Annotated in this window: 12 protein-coding genes and 2 pseudogenes; 9 read left to right on the plus strand and 5 right to left on the minus strand. The window is 66.6% G+C overall.

The window, feature by feature from the left end; translation table 11 throughout:
- Both VXC91_RS34810 and VXC91_RS34815 read left to right on the plus strand, forming a co-directional pair.
- On the plus strand, positions 1 to 705 hold a 705-nt coding region (locus tag VXC91_RS34810), incomplete at its 5' end, for a transposase (protein WP_329511357.1).
- A 252-nt stretch (positions 706 to 957) separates the two neighbouring features.
- Entirely contained in the window at positions 958 to 1,665 is a 708-nt protein-coding gene (locus VXC91_RS34815; RefSeq protein ID WP_329511358.1) for an alpha/beta fold hydrolase, read from the plus strand.
- Positions 1,666 to 1,814: 149 nt separating this feature from the next.
- Here the strand turns inward: VXC91_RS34815 and VXC91_RS47190 are convergent, their stop codons facing one another.
- Entirely contained in the window at positions 1,815 to 2,558 is a 744-nt protein-coding gene (locus VXC91_RS47190; RefSeq protein WP_408057547.1) for an ABATE domain-containing protein, read from the minus strand.
- Between the two features lie 127 nt (positions 2,559 to 2,685).
- Between VXC91_RS47190 and VXC91_RS34825 the strand changes: the two genes are divergently transcribed.
- From VXC91_RS34825 to VXC91_RS34835, 4 genes are all read left to right on the plus strand, one after another.
- Entirely contained in the window at positions 2,686 to 3,018 is a 333-nt protein-coding gene (locus VXC91_RS34825; protein ID WP_329511360.1) for a carboxymuconolactone decarboxylase family protein, read from the plus strand.
- Positions 3,015 to 3,404 carry a hypothetical protein gene (locus tag VXC91_RS47195; RefSeq protein ID WP_408057550.1) on the plus strand — a complete coding sequence of 130 codons (390 nt, stop codon included), beginning with the start codon at positions 3,015 to 3,017 and terminating at the stop codon, positions 3,402 to 3,404. The genes VXC91_RS34825 and VXC91_RS47195 overlap by 4 nt, the downstream gene beginning before the upstream one ends.
- Positions 3,328 to 3,918: a TetR/AcrR family transcriptional regulator gene (locus VXC91_RS34830; protein ID WP_408057548.1), complete on the plus strand. Its 591-nt coding sequence runs from the start codon at positions 3,328 to 3,330 to the stop codon at positions 3,916 to 3,918. The genes VXC91_RS47195 and VXC91_RS34830 overlap by 77 nt, the downstream gene beginning before the upstream one ends.
- A 519-nt stretch (positions 3,919 to 4,437) precedes the next feature.
- Positions 4,438 to 6,057, plus strand: coding sequence for an IS1634 family transposase (locus tag VXC91_RS34835; protein WP_329511362.1), 1,620 nt, complete (start codon positions 4,438 to 4,440; stop codon positions 6,055 to 6,057).
- On the opposite strand, the pseudogene VXC91_RS34840 reads toward VXC91_RS34835, so the two are convergent.
- Positions 5,981 to 6,352, minus strand: a pseudogene (locus tag VXC91_RS34840) (histidine kinase); the annotation flags it as partial. The gene VXC91_RS34835 and the pseudogene VXC91_RS34840 sit on opposite strands and share 77 nt — an antisense overlap.
- A 119-nt stretch (positions 6,353 to 6,471) precedes the next feature.
- Here VXC91_RS34840 and VXC91_RS34845 point away from each other — a divergent pair.
- Positions 6,472 to 7,563, plus strand: a pseudogene (locus tag VXC91_RS34845) (integrase core domain-containing protein).
- A gap of 179 nt (positions 7,564 to 7,742) precedes the next feature.
- Here VXC91_RS34845 and VXC91_RS34850 read toward each other — a convergent pair.
- On the minus strand, positions 7,743 to 8,210 hold the full coding sequence (locus VXC91_RS34850) for a MarR family winged helix-turn-helix transcriptional regulator (RefSeq protein ID WP_329511363.1): 468 nt from the start codon (positions 8,208 to 8,210) through the stop codon (positions 7,743 to 7,745).
- A gap of 773 nt (positions 8,211 to 8,983) precedes the next feature.
- On the opposite strand from VXC91_RS34850, the gene VXC91_RS34855 reads away from it, so the two are divergent.
- Positions 8,984 to 9,718 carry a zinc-binding dehydrogenase gene (locus VXC91_RS34855; protein ID WP_329511364.1) on the plus strand — a complete coding sequence of 245 codons (735 nt, stop codon included), beginning with the start codon at positions 8,984 to 8,986 and terminating at the stop codon, positions 9,716 to 9,718.
- A gap of 96 nt (positions 9,719 to 9,814) precedes the next feature.
- Here VXC91_RS34855 and VXC91_RS34860 read toward each other — a convergent pair whose 3' ends face one another.
- Both VXC91_RS34860 and VXC91_RS34865 read right to left on the minus strand, forming a co-directional pair.
- The gene (locus VXC91_RS34860; protein WP_329511365.1) at positions 9,815 to 10,699 is read right to left on the minus strand and encodes a helix-turn-helix domain-containing protein; all 885 of its coding nucleotides are present in this window, start codon (positions 10,697 to 10,699) and stop codon (positions 9,815 to 9,817) included.
- A 501-nt stretch (positions 10,700 to 11,200) separates the two neighbouring features.
- Complete coding sequence (locus tag VXC91_RS34865) at positions 11,201 to 12,838, minus strand: CehA/McbA family metallohydrolase (RefSeq protein ID WP_408057549.1); 1,638 nt, start codon at positions 12,836 to 12,838, stop codon at positions 11,201 to 11,203.
- 1,175 nt (positions 12,839 to 14,013) lie between these two features.
- Here VXC91_RS34865 and VXC91_RS34870 point away from each other — a divergent pair.
- On the plus strand, positions 14,014 to 14,487 hold the full coding sequence (locus VXC91_RS34870; protein WP_329511366.1) for a carboxymuconolactone decarboxylase family protein: 474 nt from the start codon (positions 14,014 to 14,016) through the stop codon (positions 14,485 to 14,487).
- The last annotated feature ends 352 nt before the right edge of the window (positions 14,488 to 14,839 follow it).

Genomic DNA, 14,839 nt, shown 5'->3' on the forward strand with positions numbered 1-14,839 from the left:
TACTTCTCCCACAAGGTCGTGCACGCCTGCCGCCAGGCCGGCGCCCGCTTCTCCCTCGCCGTCGCGGTCAGGAAGAAGATCCGCCAGGCCATCGCCTCCATCCCCGAGGATGCCTGGACGCCGATCAAGTACACCAGCGCCATCTGGGACGCCGACGAGGAACGCTGGGTCTCCGACGCCGAGATCACCGAGATCGACTTCACCGCGTTCACCAGCAAGAAGAAGGCGTTCCACACCACAGCCCGCCTCATCGTGCGCCGGGTCAAACGGCTGAACCCTGCGAGCGTGCCCGAGGGTCAGGCCGAACTGTTCGCCGTCTGGCGCCACCACGCCGTTTTCACCGACAGCCCGTTCGTCCTCGCCCAGGCCGAGCCGATGCACCGTGAACACGCCCAGGTCGAGCAGGTCTTCGCCGACCTGGAGGACTCCGCGCTCGCGCACCTGCCCTCGGGGAAGTTCACCGCGAACGCCGCCTGGCTCACCCCGGCGGCCATCGCCTACAACCTGACCCGCGCGGCCGGCCACCTCGCCTCCCTCTTCCATGCCAAAGCGCGGACGGGAACGATCCGCCGCCACCTGATCAGCATCCCCGCCCGGATCGCCACCGGAGCCCGCCGCCTCACCCTCCACCTGCCCGAACACTGGCGATGGGCCGACGACTTCGCCGACCTGTGGACAGCCACCGGCCAACGCATGACCACCTGAACCCCACGCCCCACCTGACCACCCGCGACCTGGAAGACCTCGGAGATCCCGCACCGGACGGCCACCCGGCACCCCACCCTGCCCGGAACCCGAAAGATCACCCCGAACCCACCCGAATCCCAAGATCGGAATTCACGCGGTGGATCGAGGCTCAGTCCCTTGCAGTTTCACCCGCTCGTCGTTTGACAGGCCCCTGAGCGCGAAGTGGTGCCGTGCGCGTGTGACATCCACTCCTTGGAAGGGAAGCCCGCCATGTCATTGACTCGTCGGACCCTGTTGTCCTCGACGGCAGCTGCGGCAGCATCTGGCGCTGTCGTTGCCGCCGCTTCGCCGTCGTTCGCCCGTGCACCCGAACCACAGCCGGCGAGCAAGGTCCACCACCACAAGGTCCACTACCGTTTCGTGACGGTGCACGGTCGGCAGATCTTCTACCGGGAGGCGGGACCGGCCGATGCCCCCGTGCTGGCGCTGCTGCACGGCTTCCCGACCAGCTCGTACATGTACCGCGACCTCATACCCGCACTCGCCGACCGGTGCCGGATCATCGCGCCCGACTACCTCGGCTACGGCCACTCCGACGCCCCCGCTCCCGACCAGTTCACGTACACCTTCGAGTCGATGACCACGCTGATCACCGACTTCGTCGCAACGCTGGGGCTGCGGCGGTACAGCGTGTATCTGCGGGACTTCGGCGCCCCCATCGGCTTCCGGATCGCCGCCCGCCACTCCCGGCAGGTCAGCGCCATCATCTCGCAGAACGGCAACGCCTACCTCGATGGCATCAACCCCGCGGTACTGGCGAGCCTGAACGCTCCCCCGGATCCGAAGTGCTGGGCTACCAGGTCTCCTTGGAGTTCACCAAGTCGCAGTACCTCACCGGGATCCCCGACCCGTCCCTGGTGGACCCCGACAGCTGGATGCACGACCAGGAGCTCCTCGACCGGCCGGGCAACGACTTGATCCAGTTCGCCATGCTGAGGGACTTGAACAACGTTGCGCTTGCCGAATACCTCATCCATGCTGGTCAGGCCACGTGTTGGTACTCGTGGAGGGTACCGCCAAGTCGTGCTCGTCGTCGTATGTCCAGATGGGCGATCCGGTCTGGGTCCTCAATCGCAGCGGGCAGCGGGCGGGCGTTCGCAAGGCCCTGGTGCGGCCTGTGCTCGTTGTAGAACGCCTCGAACTCGCGCAAGGCATACAGGAGATGACGCTGGTCTCAGATCAACGTGTGGTCCAACAGCTCTCGCCTGCAGGCCTGCACCCACCGCTCCATGATCGAGTTCATCCGCGGCATCCGGATGCCGCTGAGCACGACCTCGATGCCCGCGTCCGAGCAGGCAGTTCGGTGCGAGGCAGGGGCGCAGGCGGTCGCGGTCGGCTCCGGTGAAGAGTTCGACGCCCTGGTGCGCAATGAGCTCTACGGCAAGGTCCGCAGGCGTTCCGGGTCCCCGGTAGGTACGTGGTTGCCCGTCGGCGGGCCAGACGAGCTCGAGCCAGGCCTGCGCGAGAACGTTCAGCGTGGTGATCGCCTCGGGCCGTGCCGGCTGTGCCGCGGTGGCCGGCGGGCGCGGATCCTCGGTCGCCGCCGCTGCCAGCTGTCGTAGCGCGTCACGCAGTGTCCCAGCGACCGGGCGCATCGTGTCCTCATCGAGCTGGTCGGCCCTGATCCCGGTGACAGTGCCGAATCGGTCGGCGACCGCGCGCAACCAGGCAGTAGCACCGGCGTCGCTGTCGAGGGCGTCGTGGGTGCGGCCGCGGTCGACGCTGACGGTGTTCATCAATTCGACTGGCAGCGGTTCCCCCAGCAGCGGCGCGCTCGTGGGCACTCCCTCGGCCGTCATGCCTCCCACCATACCACTGCACTAATGGATGGAGCCTGCTTTGTCCATTTGATAGCAGAGAACGACACGCCACACTCCTAATGATAGGGTGACGCATAATCCATTAGCAGTAGGTCGGAGTAATCAGGAGGAGACCGCAATGTCGACGCTGTCGCAGATCAACCCCACCGAGGCCACCGGCGAGGCGGCCACCCTGCTCGCCGAGCTCAAGAAGAGCATCGGCTCGGCTCCGAACATGGCGAAGGCGATGGCGAACAGCCCGGCCCTGCTCAAGGGGTGGATGGGCCTGTCAACCGCACTCGCCGGCGGAGTGCTGCCCGCCGCCGTCCGGGAACGCCTCGCACTGGCCACCGCCGGGTACAACTCCTGCACCTACTGCCTGTCCGCCCACACCTTCCTGGGCAGCGCGCCCGCCACGCAGAGTCAACCGACCCGCACGCGGCAGCCCTGCTTACCCTCTCCACCGCCATAGCCCGAGGCCGCGGCACCGTCGACGAGACCACGCTCAAGGCCGCCCGGGCCGCCGGCGTCACCGACGCCGAAATCGCCGCAGTCATCGGCAACCTCGCCCTGCGAGCGGGGGGAATTCCGCCCGTCTCCAGCGAGCACTCCACACCCGCGAAGACAGTCACTGGAGTCCGCCATGTCACAGCTTCCTCAGATCCAGTCGGCCGAGGCGACCGGCGCCGCCGAGGCCCGTACCGAGACGCGCAGGACACTCGGTGCCGTGCCCAACTCAGAAGCCGTTCGGCAAAAGCGCCGCCTTACGGCGCGCGGCGCAATGACGCGGTCACGAATCGTGCAAGCGGCTGCCGAGCTTTTTCACGTCAAGGGCGTCAATGCCGTCACCCTCGATGACGTGAGGGCGGCCAGCGGTACGAGCAAGTCGCAGCTATACCACCACTTCGCTGATAAGGACGAGCTGGTGCGTGCCGTCATTGCTTTTCAGACCGAAGCCATCCTCACGCGTGACCGCCAGTACCTGGAGCGGATGAATTCATTTCGTGCACTGCAGCGGTGGACTGACACGATCATCAATCTCAACGCGATCCAGGATGGCGCTTACGGCTGTCCGCTCGGAACGATCGCCAGTGCCCGCGCCGGAACCGACAGTGGGGCACGGGCCATGCTGGAAGCCTCTTTTGTCGAGTGGGTAGGGGTGATCGCAGCAGGTCTGCGGCGTATGAAGGAGAACGGGTCCCTGCAGGCGGATGCCGATCCTGACCGGCTGGCGGTGAGTTTGATGGCTGCCTTGCAGGGAGGTTACCTGCTCGCCCAGACAGCGCGGGATACGACGCCCATGCGCATCGCGATACAGATGGCGCTGGATCACATCAATTCCTATACGCTCGCCCCGGAGAAACAACTCTGAAGCAAGCAGTAGGCAACTTCCGATTGCAGCAGGAAACAGCTGGAGAGTTCCTTAATCGCTCACTTGGAGCGGTTCTTCTACTTCTTTGCGGATTTTTTTCTGGGCTTCCCCGGTGCTGCCCTTCCGTGATCCTTGCCTGTTTCCCGATATTGCGACGATAGCCGCGGAATGTTCTGAATCGTTGTGCCACACGCTTGAGTCGCGTCCTGTCGTCCATGAGGCACTCACTTGCTCGGGTGGGCGTGCAAGATCACACGTCCCGTTGTCGCAGATGACGGGAAGACGTGGTCGCGCACGGTATTGCCTCGAGTGATCCCGACGGCAACGGCTGTTCCGTCCAGATGACCTTGCCCGCCTTCGTATAGCGCGTTCCCCACCGGTCGGCGAGCTAGGCCCATCCTCCGCACATGACTGGTTCGGATGAACTGATGATGCGACCGGTGTCCTGGCGGGGTGTCGGTCGTTGAGCGGGGCGTGCCGATATCTCGTTCGCGTCGTTCCCGGGTCCACCGTCCTCGCATGACCGTGGAGTTCGCTCCCGTGGTGGAGAGGCGTCTGGGCGCTCTGCCTGCCTCTGCCGAGTTTCTGCGCCGGCTGGACGTGTCCGGGATCATCGACGAGCTGTGTCCCGTCCGGGACGTGGCTCACCTGACGCATGGGCAGGTCATCGAGGTGCTGGTCGCCAACCGGCTGTCGGTGCCCACCTCGATGGTGCGCGTCGGTGACTGGGCGCGGGCCTGGGCGGTGGAGGAGGTCTTCGGGGTCGATCCCGAGCTGCTCAACGACGACCGGATCGCCCGCGCGCTGGACGCGATCGCCCCGCAGCTGGAGCAGATCACCGGATCGGTCGGTGCCCAGGCGATCACCGAGTTCGGCATCGACGTCAGCCAAATCCACTGGGACATGACAAGTATCTCGTTGTACGGTGCCTACGAGGATCAGGAAGAGGGATTCCCGCAGGTCAAGTACGGTCATCCCAAGGACCGGCGGGTAGATCTGAAGCAGATCCAAACCGGCCTGGCCGTGGCCCGCGACGGCGGGATCCCCGTCTTCAACCGCGTCTACGACGGCGGTGCGGGTGAGGTGGCCCAGGTCGTGGGCGCGATGAAGTCCCTGCGCAAGATCGCCAGCCGCCGGGACTTCCTCCTCGTCGCCGACTCCAAGCTCGTCTCCTACCCGAACATCACCGCCCTGCTGGACGCCAAGGCCGACTTCGTCGCCCCGCTCCCGGCCGCCCAGGTCCCCGCAAGCGTCTACGCCGCCTTGGACCTTGAGCGCGCGCAGCTCGTCGACTACGTGAACGACCGCGACCGCGAGCGGGACACCCCTGCCGACCAGCGCGAGGTCTACCGGGTCCTGGAGGACGTCCACCACCTGGCCGGGCCGCGTAAAAGCGACCCGGTGCACACCCTGCGCCGGATCCTGGTCCACTCCACCGGCAATGCCCGCGGCCAGCAGATCGCCCGGGCCAAACGCCTGGCCAAGGCCGCCGAAGACCTGGAGAAAGTCCAGCGCGGGGCCGGCGGGCGCTACTACAACACCGCCGAGAAGATCGCCGCCCGCATCGGCGTGATCGCCAAGGCCCGCCGCGTGAAAGACTGCCTGCGCACCACCATCGGCACCGACGAGGCTGGCCGCCCCACCTTGGAATGGCACTTCGACCAGGACGTCCTTGACGCCCAAGCCGCCGCCGACGGCTGGTACGCGCTGCTGACCTCCCTCAACCCCGAGCAGGCCACCACCCAAGAGGTGTTCCTGCGCTACAAAGGCCAAGGCGTCGTCGAACGCCGCTACGGCGAGTTCAAGGGCCCCCTCGCCGTCGCACCGATCTTCCTCGAGCACAACCGCCGTATCATGGCCCTGATCACCGTGATATGCCTGGCCCTGCTGGTGTTCTGCCTGATCGAACGCCAAGTACGCCAAGCGCTGGGCCCCGAGCAGACCATGCGCGGCCTCTACCCCGACAACCGCAAGGTCCGCCCCACCGGCCGAATGATCTTCTACCACCTGGCCGACCTCACCCTCAGGCCAGGAACTGCCACCAGCTCACCCGCCATCCTCATCAGCCGAGGAGTCCAAGCACACCTGCTCGAACTCCTCGGCATCGACGAAACCAGACCCCGCTGGCTGGAGACCTAAACCCCCATGTGCGAAGCCACCGGCTAGGCGACGACGAAGAGCCCTCGCCCCCCTCGTCGGTGGTGGCCGCGTACCGCAGATGCCGAGAGGTGGTACTGGAGTCGGAGACCTCGCATATCAGGGAGCGGTCACGGAGCAGCCGCAGCTTGATCGGGCTGTTGGTGTAGCGGATGGCCTTGGTGCTCAGCTCGCTGAGGATCAACGCCGTGGTGGAGGCGACCTCGTCGAGTCCCCACTCCGAGAGCTTGCGGGCCACGGCAGCTCGCAGTCGCGCCACCGCAGCCGGATCGCAGGGTGCGGGTGCCGACAAATCATCCGCCCAGTTCACAGCCTTGATCACCAGTCTCCGGCCGTGCCCGCTGACCGCGTCAGAGCCTTGGCCAGTGCTGGGCATCGACGGCATCATGATCTGTCGTGCTGTTGCGCCTGGCCTATCTCGCCGCGACCAACACCTTTGCGCTCCTGCGCCTGCTGCCGATGAGTGACCGAGATAAAGACATCGAGATCCTGGCGCTGCGGCACCAGCTGCTTGTCCTGCAGCACCAGGTCGGCAAGCCCAGGTTTACCGATACCGACCGTGCTGTCCTCGCCGGCCTGCTCCACCACCTCCCGATGGACAAGCTGCGGCACCTCCTGTTGCTGGTCCGCCCGGACAGGATCCTTCGCTGGCACCGCAACCTGCTCAAGCGACGCCACGCTGCGACCTGCGTGCCAAAGCGTCGCGGGCGCCCGCTGACCGTCCGCTCGATCCGCGCACTGGTGCTCCGCCTGGCACGCGAGAATGCCTCGTGGGGCTACCGCAGAATCCACGGCGAGCTCGCAGCCCTCGGCATCAAGGTCGCCGCCTCAACCGTCTGGGAGATCCTCTAAGAGCGCGGGCTCCCTCCCGCACCGGAACGGCAGAGCACGACCTGGGCTGACTTCCTGCGCGCTCAGGCTGAGGCGCTTCTTGCCTGCGATCTGTTCGAGACCCGTGCCCTGACCGGGGCGCGCCTGTACCTCTTCGCGGTGATTGAGCATTCCACCCGGCGTATCCGGATCCTGGGCGCCACCGCACACCCGACGGCGCAGTGGATCGTGTAGCTCGGACGCAACCTGGTCATAGACCTGGAAGACGCCGGCAACAGGGCCAGGTCCTTGATCCGTGACCGGAACTCGAAGTTCACGGCCGCCTTCGACGCCTTGCTGGCCGACGCCAGGCTGAAGGTCGTCACCACCGGCATCCAGATGCCGCGAATGAACTTCCTCATGGAGCGCTGGATACGGACCTGCCGACGCGAACTGCTGGACCGGACCTTGATCTGGAACCAGAGCCATCTCCTGTACGCGCTCCGCGAGTTCGAGGCCTTCTACAACTGGCATCGACCGCACCGAACGCTGAAGCAAGCCGCGCCACTTCGCCCACGACCCCAACCGATCCCCGTACCAAGGCAGATCAGCCACCTTGCGGTCCATCGACGAGACCGGCTCGGAGGAACCCAGCACAAGTACCAGCACGCCACCTGAGCAGGCCGGATGATTGATCGGCACCCGCAATGCTCGACGCGAGCGCGGACTTGTCTGTGGGTGAACGACACGATCACGGCCCGACATCGTTGGCATGACTGCCGGGGGGAGCGCGTGCATCAGGCAGTGTCCCCTCCGCCACGCCGCGTCCGCCGGGCCGGTGGCGGCCGGCCGCCGGTTCAGTCGCCTTCGGCGATGTTGGCGGTCAGACGCTCCAGGAGGGACTTGGCGTCCTGGACCTCCTGAGCGGTAAGACCCACAATCCCCGCGATGGCGCCGGGGACGACACGAGCACGCTCGCGCAGTTCGGCCCCCTGCTCGGTGAGAGTGACCTGTACCGAACGCTCGTCGTTCACCTGGCGCTCGCGCCGGATCAGCCCGTGCGCCTCCAGACGCTTCAGCAGCGGCGTCAAGGTGCCGTAGTCCAACTGCAGATGCCGGCCCAGCGTCTTGATGGGCAGGGCACGGTGCTCCCACAGCACCAGCATCACCAGGTACTGGGGATACGTCAGGTTGAACTCCTCCAGCAGCGGGCGATAGCGGTTGGTGAGGGCACGCTGCGCCGCGTACAGGGCAAAGCACAACTGGTCGTCGAGGAGCAGACTCGCCTCGTCCTTCTCTTCGACGCCCGCCTTGATGTCGTTCATCACCGCTCCTTCCTCTTCCCGCTCTTCGCTTGCCGGCACTCCGCGTACCACGAGCCTACACTCACCAAGCACAAAATTTCAATGCCCGCTTTTATATCGTGCACTACTAACAAGTGGGTGATGGGACGAGGGCCTGCTCCATGCGGCTTGCGCGGCCGCACAGGAGGCGCCGACCGCTACCGGACCGCATCCCGATGGGCAGGAGCGCCGCCGGCGCCCGTCCGGCCGAAGGCGATCCTGCCGGAGCGGCGGCGAAGGTCGGGCCGAGCAAGGGGTCCACGTGGTTCTCGTGGACGCGCGGCATCACAACGTAGACGCTCGGGTACGGGGCACTCGGCTTGGCCGGAGCCAGAACACGGTCCCCCCGTCCACAGGGAGTCGTACTCCATTTCCTCCGCCGTGCGGCTGATTTTGATGATTGCTTCCGGCTGCGCATCCGGACCGAAGGTCCGAAGTGCCAGGCCTGGTCGCGTGTCATTACCCCATGAATCCCCTTGCCCTGCGAGATGTTGACTCGGTGCCCCGTACTTTCGATCGGCCCCGCCGATCGTAGAGTCCCTTGGCTCGAGTGCCGCACAGTTCTGACATGCGTCTTCCAGTACTTCACGCCAAGTTTCTCGAATTCTGGAGTCGTAGGCGTTCGATGACGGAGAGTCGCCCGCAGCCACGCATGGTGCGCCGCCGACGCCGAGGAACTCCTGCGGGCCAGCGGCATCGAGTGCGTAGGCCTGGTGAAATCCTGCCCCGGCGGTGAGTTCCCCGTAGGGGCGAAAGTGGCAGCGCTGATGGGCGGCCTCGGACGCACGATCAACGGCGGCTACGCCGAATACACCCGGGCGCCGGCATCGAATGTCGCGCTCATCGGGGCCGACTTGCCTTGGGCGGAGCTGGCCGTCATCCCGGAAACGTACGCAACAGCCTGGACGTGCCTGTTCCGCAATCTGGAGATCACCCTGGGGCACACCTTGGTGGTCCGAGGAGCGACCTCGGCCTTCGGTCAGGCAGCGATCAACCTCGCGGTGAACGCTGGTGTGCGCGTCATAGGCACCTCGCGCAATCGTGAGCGATTCGTCTTGCTGGAGGAACTCGGCGCGGAGCGAGCGGAGTTGGAGGGCCAGGACCTTTCCGAGCGGTTCTCGGAGACCAAGCAGATCGACACGGTACTCGATCTGGTGGGCAACAGCACCATCCTCGACTCCCTTGCCATGCTCCGCCGAGGTGGCCGTGCTTGCTTGGCGGGATGGCTCGGTGGGCTCGACCCGATCAGCAATTTCAATCCGCTCCTCCAGATGGCAAGCGGCGTCTACCTCACCTTCTTCGGTAGCTTTGTATTCGGAACGCCCGGTTTCCCACTGTCCGATGTGCCTCAGGACATCGCGGAGCAGGTGGCGGCGAGCCGCCCCAAGGCGAAGCCGTCGCGCGTGTTCGGTTTCGAGGACATCCGCGAAGCACACCGTGTGATGGTGGCGGGAGAGGCCAAAGGCAAGATGGTTGTCGTCCTTGAATGACCCGCCATCGGCTCCGAAGAAGTCGGCCGTCTGCGCGGCGATACGTCGTGCCGGGAGCAGGCGTGCAGGGGCCGTCGAGGGCATGAGGCGCCCGTGTCAGTGCTGCTCTCGCGCGAGTTCCTCGGGGTGGACATGTGTGTCGACCGCGCTCCACTCGGCGAGTTTGCGCAAGGCCTGCTCAGACGGTGATCCTGGCTCGACTGTGTACAGACCGAGCGTCTGGTCGGGGTCCCCCATGGGTGTGAAGGCCTCGAAGCCGAGTGTGAGATCCCCGACGAGCGGGTGGTGGTAGCGCTTGGTGCCGTACCGCGGCAGGAACACCTCGTGGTCCGCCCACCAGCGGCGGAAGTCCTCGTCCTGGGCGGACAGATCGCCGACCAGCTCTGCCAGCCGGGGGTCGCGGGGGTGGTGGCTGCCGTACAGGCGCAACATGCCCACGATTTCGCGGCCCGTCTCGGGCCAGTCGACGTAGAGGTCGCGGGCCGCGTCGTTGAGGAACATATAACGGGCCATGTTCCGCTCGCCGGGCGGAAGCGCGTCGAAATCGAGGTAGAAGGCGCGGGCCAGGCGATTGACGGCGAGGACGTCCAGGCGGTGTCCCAGAAGCAGTACGGGGACTTCCGCGATGTTCACCAGAGCGCGCAGCAGTCCGGGCCGTGCGCGCTGCGCGGCCATGGCACGCGGTTGCCGCCGGGCGGGCTTGGCCAGGGCGAACAAGTGACTGCGCTCGGTGTCACTGAGCTGCAGCGCACGGGCCACGGCCTCCAGGACGGAAGCGGAGACACTCGCGCTTCGTCCGCGTTCCAGTCGTACGTAGTAGTCGACGCTGACCCCGGCCAGCTGGGCGACCTCCTCACGCCTGAGGCCGGGAACCCGGCGCACTCCCGGATGGGGGGCAAGCCCTGCCTGCTCCGGGGTGATGCGGGCCCGGCGCGTCCTCAGGAATTCCCGTAGGTCGGTCTCGGGCGCGTGCTGACTCACGTGTATCAGGCTAGTGCGGCGACCGGAAAGGTTCACCGGCAAACCCTTCCGGCCACAGCACTAGCGCTCCCGGCGGAGCGCTTCCTTGCCGAGGCGTACCGCGAGATCGTCACCGGTGCGGCCCGTACAGCGGCGCCGGCGAGGTCACCGTCCCCCCGGCCACAGCCCCGAGCCACCGACGCCTGACGTCCCGCCGTGCCGGCTTCGGTCCGCTCCCCCGCGCGACCGTCTCGTCCCGGACGGTGCCTGGCACCGGCCCCGCCCGGCGGGCGAGGGCAACTGCCTGGGTCCGGTCGCGCGGTGTCCGACAGCGGGGGTCTGCCGTACCCCTGGCAGTCCACACCGCAGCCGCCGCCCCGTCACAGGCAGCGGCTGCGGCACCCAAGCCCCGCCGGGTGGCAGATTGACGTGTCATTCCCACTCAGCTCGGCTGCGGCGCCCGGCGAGACGCGTGAAGCGATGAGTCTCGCCGGGCGCCGGACACACGAACTGCCGTCAGCTTCACGGCGTCGAAGTCGCTTCCAGGAACACCGGGTTGGTCAGGGCGGCCATGGGACCGAACAGCAGTGCATCCCCCATGGTGTTGCCCTGGCCCGGGGAGCCGTCCGCCATCGGGTGGCGCACCTCGGCACGCACGTACGCCGCGAGGGAGGCGGTCGTCCGCCACACCACCGTGCCGGAGCCGGAAGCGTCCACCGACTCCTGGTGCATCTGGCCCTCATCGGTGATGAACCGAACCGTGCCGTGGGGGACGCCCTCGACATCGAGGCGGATGTCGACGGGCGCCTCGGCGGGGACCGTCAGCTTCTCGCCGATACCCGCGTGCTTGCCGTTGCCGGTGGCGGAGAACGTCAGCTTGACGGCGGACGATTCCGCGATCCAGTTACGGCCCGCGCGAATGCCGTCCATGATCGAGTCAGTGGCCAGGTCGTCCGCGTAGACAACGTTGTGCGGCAGGCCGATCACCTGCCCATCACGGTGCGCGTCGCTGTTGCCCATCGCGGGAAGCCAGCGCTTGCCGGTGCGGACGGCCTCACCGAGCTTCTGGTCCCAGGTGCTGACCGCGTGCTCGTCGTCGTAGGTCCACGGACCGTTCCACACCTCGGTGGCGTCGGCGTCCTCGAAGCCGAACTTCCACTGGCAGGCCACGTATGCGCAATACATGTGCGCAGGAACCACGAGGCCGCCGCTACGGCGCACCTGACGCGAGAAGCGGGCGAACGCGTCGTCGCGAGAGCGGTAGCGCCAGTCGATCCACTCACCCGCGGGAAGACCGAGGGCCAGCCAGTGCCCGTTGCGGGTGGTGACCTCCTCACCCGTGATGATCAGCAGGTCCTGCCCGGCGTACTGACCCCATACCGCGTGCGAGGACGAGGTGTTGTGCTCGGTGGAGACCATGAAGTCCAGCCCGGCGGCACGCGCGCCGGACGCGACCTCCGCCGGCAGGCGCTTGCCGTCGGAGTAGACGGTGTGCAGGTGGCAGTCTCCGCGGTACCAGTCGCGGCCGCGGCCCTTGGCCCGCTGCGGCGGGTAGTTCTTCACGAAGGCGGGTCCGGGCTCGCCGTAGGTCAGGGTCACCTCGACCCGGTAGTTCAGGCCCTGCGGCGCCACCTGGTAGGGGCCAAGGATGATGTTCCAGGTTCCGGCGTTGATCGGGCCGGGCAGGTAGCCCGGAGTGGCTTCGCTGTTGCTGATCTCGAACGAGGTGCGGAAGCCGCCGGACCAGCCACGGAAACCGCGGCTGCCGAGCGCGATGCCCCGCTCGTCGAACACACCGATGTCGCAGGAGTTGCCCGGGGTGCCCGAGGGGACGGCCGGCCTGTCGTAGGAGTACGAGACGGCGATCTTCTGCACGCCGGCGGGGATCTCCACCGGCAGGTAGACGAAGTCCGCGACGCCGGTCTCCAGGAACCCGGAGATGACACGGGTCACGTCGCCGCTGGTCGGGGACTCACCGGTGGAGCCGTCGGCCGCCTGCGCGAAGGAGACGGGGGACAGGGTCAGGGCCGCCGCGCCGGCCACCCCCATCCCCACGGTCATGAATCGCCGACGTCCCAGCCCGTTGCTCGCCTCGTCGGCAGCCAGTGCCTCGGGGTCGAGGACATCCACATGATTTTCGCAGTGTCCATCAAGACACATATTCGTCCTTAGCAATGTCGGTGATAAGTGCACGCGGAATGCACCTGAAATCCCGACCCTGATCTTGCTCTGTGGACGGCGGATGAGCTCGACATGAAGGCCCTGCGGCGGACGGGTAACGTCCTGCCTCGACGCGACGGCGGGCTGCCCTCGATACCCGCGGGTAGAACCACTGCGGCCACCCCGGCACGTGCAGGCCGAGGCTCGCGGCTGCTCGATCCAACTCCGTTGTCACCAGTGCGACAGGCTGCTCGGAAGTCAGCGTTGCAGCGTGGAGTCGTCACCGTGAGGTCGAGGCCGCTGTCATCACGAATCTCGTCCTCGCCGACGCTCGTCAGTGCCCCTCCCCCGCAGCCAACTGCACATGAACCGTCCCGTACATGGCGCCTGAGAGCCAGTACCAATGGGTCATTGGGGCAGCGACATGTGCCCGAAGGTTCGGGTCTCCGTGGGATGTCCACTCGATCATGCGCTTGCTGCTAGCTTGCTCGGTGTCTGCAGGGGGACTTCCCCCGTACCCCCTGCAGACACATCACGATCACGCCCAACTCCCTTTGGATTACCTGCGCCACGACCTTCGTCTTGCCGGCCGGGCGCAGACACGGCCGAACCTCACCTGGCCGGACGAGGTCCGGGCGCGCCTCGTCGATCCTGAGCCACTCCAGGGTTCGCCGACTCGCTCCAGCCGATCGATGAGCCGATCGACATACTCCCCTTCGGTGGAGCCGAATCAACGGACGAGCAGCGCCGGAGCCTGGCGTCCGAATCGTGCGCGTCCATGGAGGCGCACGGTCGAGCCAATCACACAGCGGCCGCCCGGCGTTGGGCGTCCGCGGCACCGCTGGTGCATGGGACAGCACGGTCGCCGTGGATCGCGGCATGCACGGTGACCATACCGCTGAGAGAGGCATCGTGTCACACGGTGTTCAGCAGCTCCTCGCCATGGCCACACTGTGTTCGGTGGGTGATCATGCACATTGTTCTCGCCTTGCGCTCTTGATCCAGGGTCGAGCCCCCCATGGACCGGTTCGCTCGGTGCGCGGAACCTGAGACCCGGCGCAACACCACAGAACGCGGAGCCTGCGCGAGAGACGCACGTCACACTCCCCGCTGTCACACTGCCGAGGCCTGTCCGGTCAGTAGGGGTGAATCAGCAACACGGCGAGAGGATCACCATGGAACCGCGTCTCAACTACTTCGGAAATTCCCTCGCAGGCAAGGTCCTGAAGCACATCAATTCGGCCAGCAAGGTGCTGGTCGACTCAACACTGCCGCACGCGACGCAGGAACTGGTGAAGATCCGCGCAAGCCAGATCAACGGCTGCGGCTTCTGCACTGATATGCACACCAAGGACGCCGCCCACGCGGGAGAGACCTCGCTGCGCCTGAACCTGATCGCGGCGTGGCGAGAGGCCACGTGCTTCACCGACGCCGAACGCGCCGCACTGGAACTGGCCGAGCAGGGCACCCGCATTGCCGACGCGGCCGGTGGTGTGACAGATGAGGCTTGGGCGAACGCCGCCAAGTACTACGACGAGGACCAGCTTGTCGCCCTGATGTCGCTGATCGCGGTCATCAACTCTTACAACCGCATCAACGTCATCAACCAGCAGCCCGCCGGTGACTACAAGCCCGGCATGTTCGGCTGACCTTCGCCGACCGCCTGATCGAACACTCCGTCCGTCTCCGCGCCCCCCGACCCAATGGCGTGGAGACGGGCGGCCGGCGCCGGCCGGTTGAGCGCAGGAGCGCAAACCGTCTTCGTGCGAACAGTCCCCCTGCCCCGCCCGCCGCACCGGCCTGGCACCGGCAATCGCGTAGACCGGCCAGGGACGACACACTCCGACGGCCGGTCTTCCTTCTCGAGAGTGAGCGGCGGTGGGAGACCACATGATGTGGTGCGCCACTGTTCGACGGGTGTTCCACGCCCGTTCGCGAACCGGAGTCGGCAGGCACCGCCACCTCCGCAGCGAGACTAGTGCTGTGGCCGGAAGGGTTTGC

Origin of the sequence: Streptomyces chiangmaiensis, assembly GCF_036281785.1 — a bacterium.
In the GTDB taxonomy this organism is placed as follows: Bacteria; Actinomycetota; Actinomycetes; order Streptomycetales; family Streptomycetaceae; genus Streptomyces; species Streptomyces chiangmaiensis.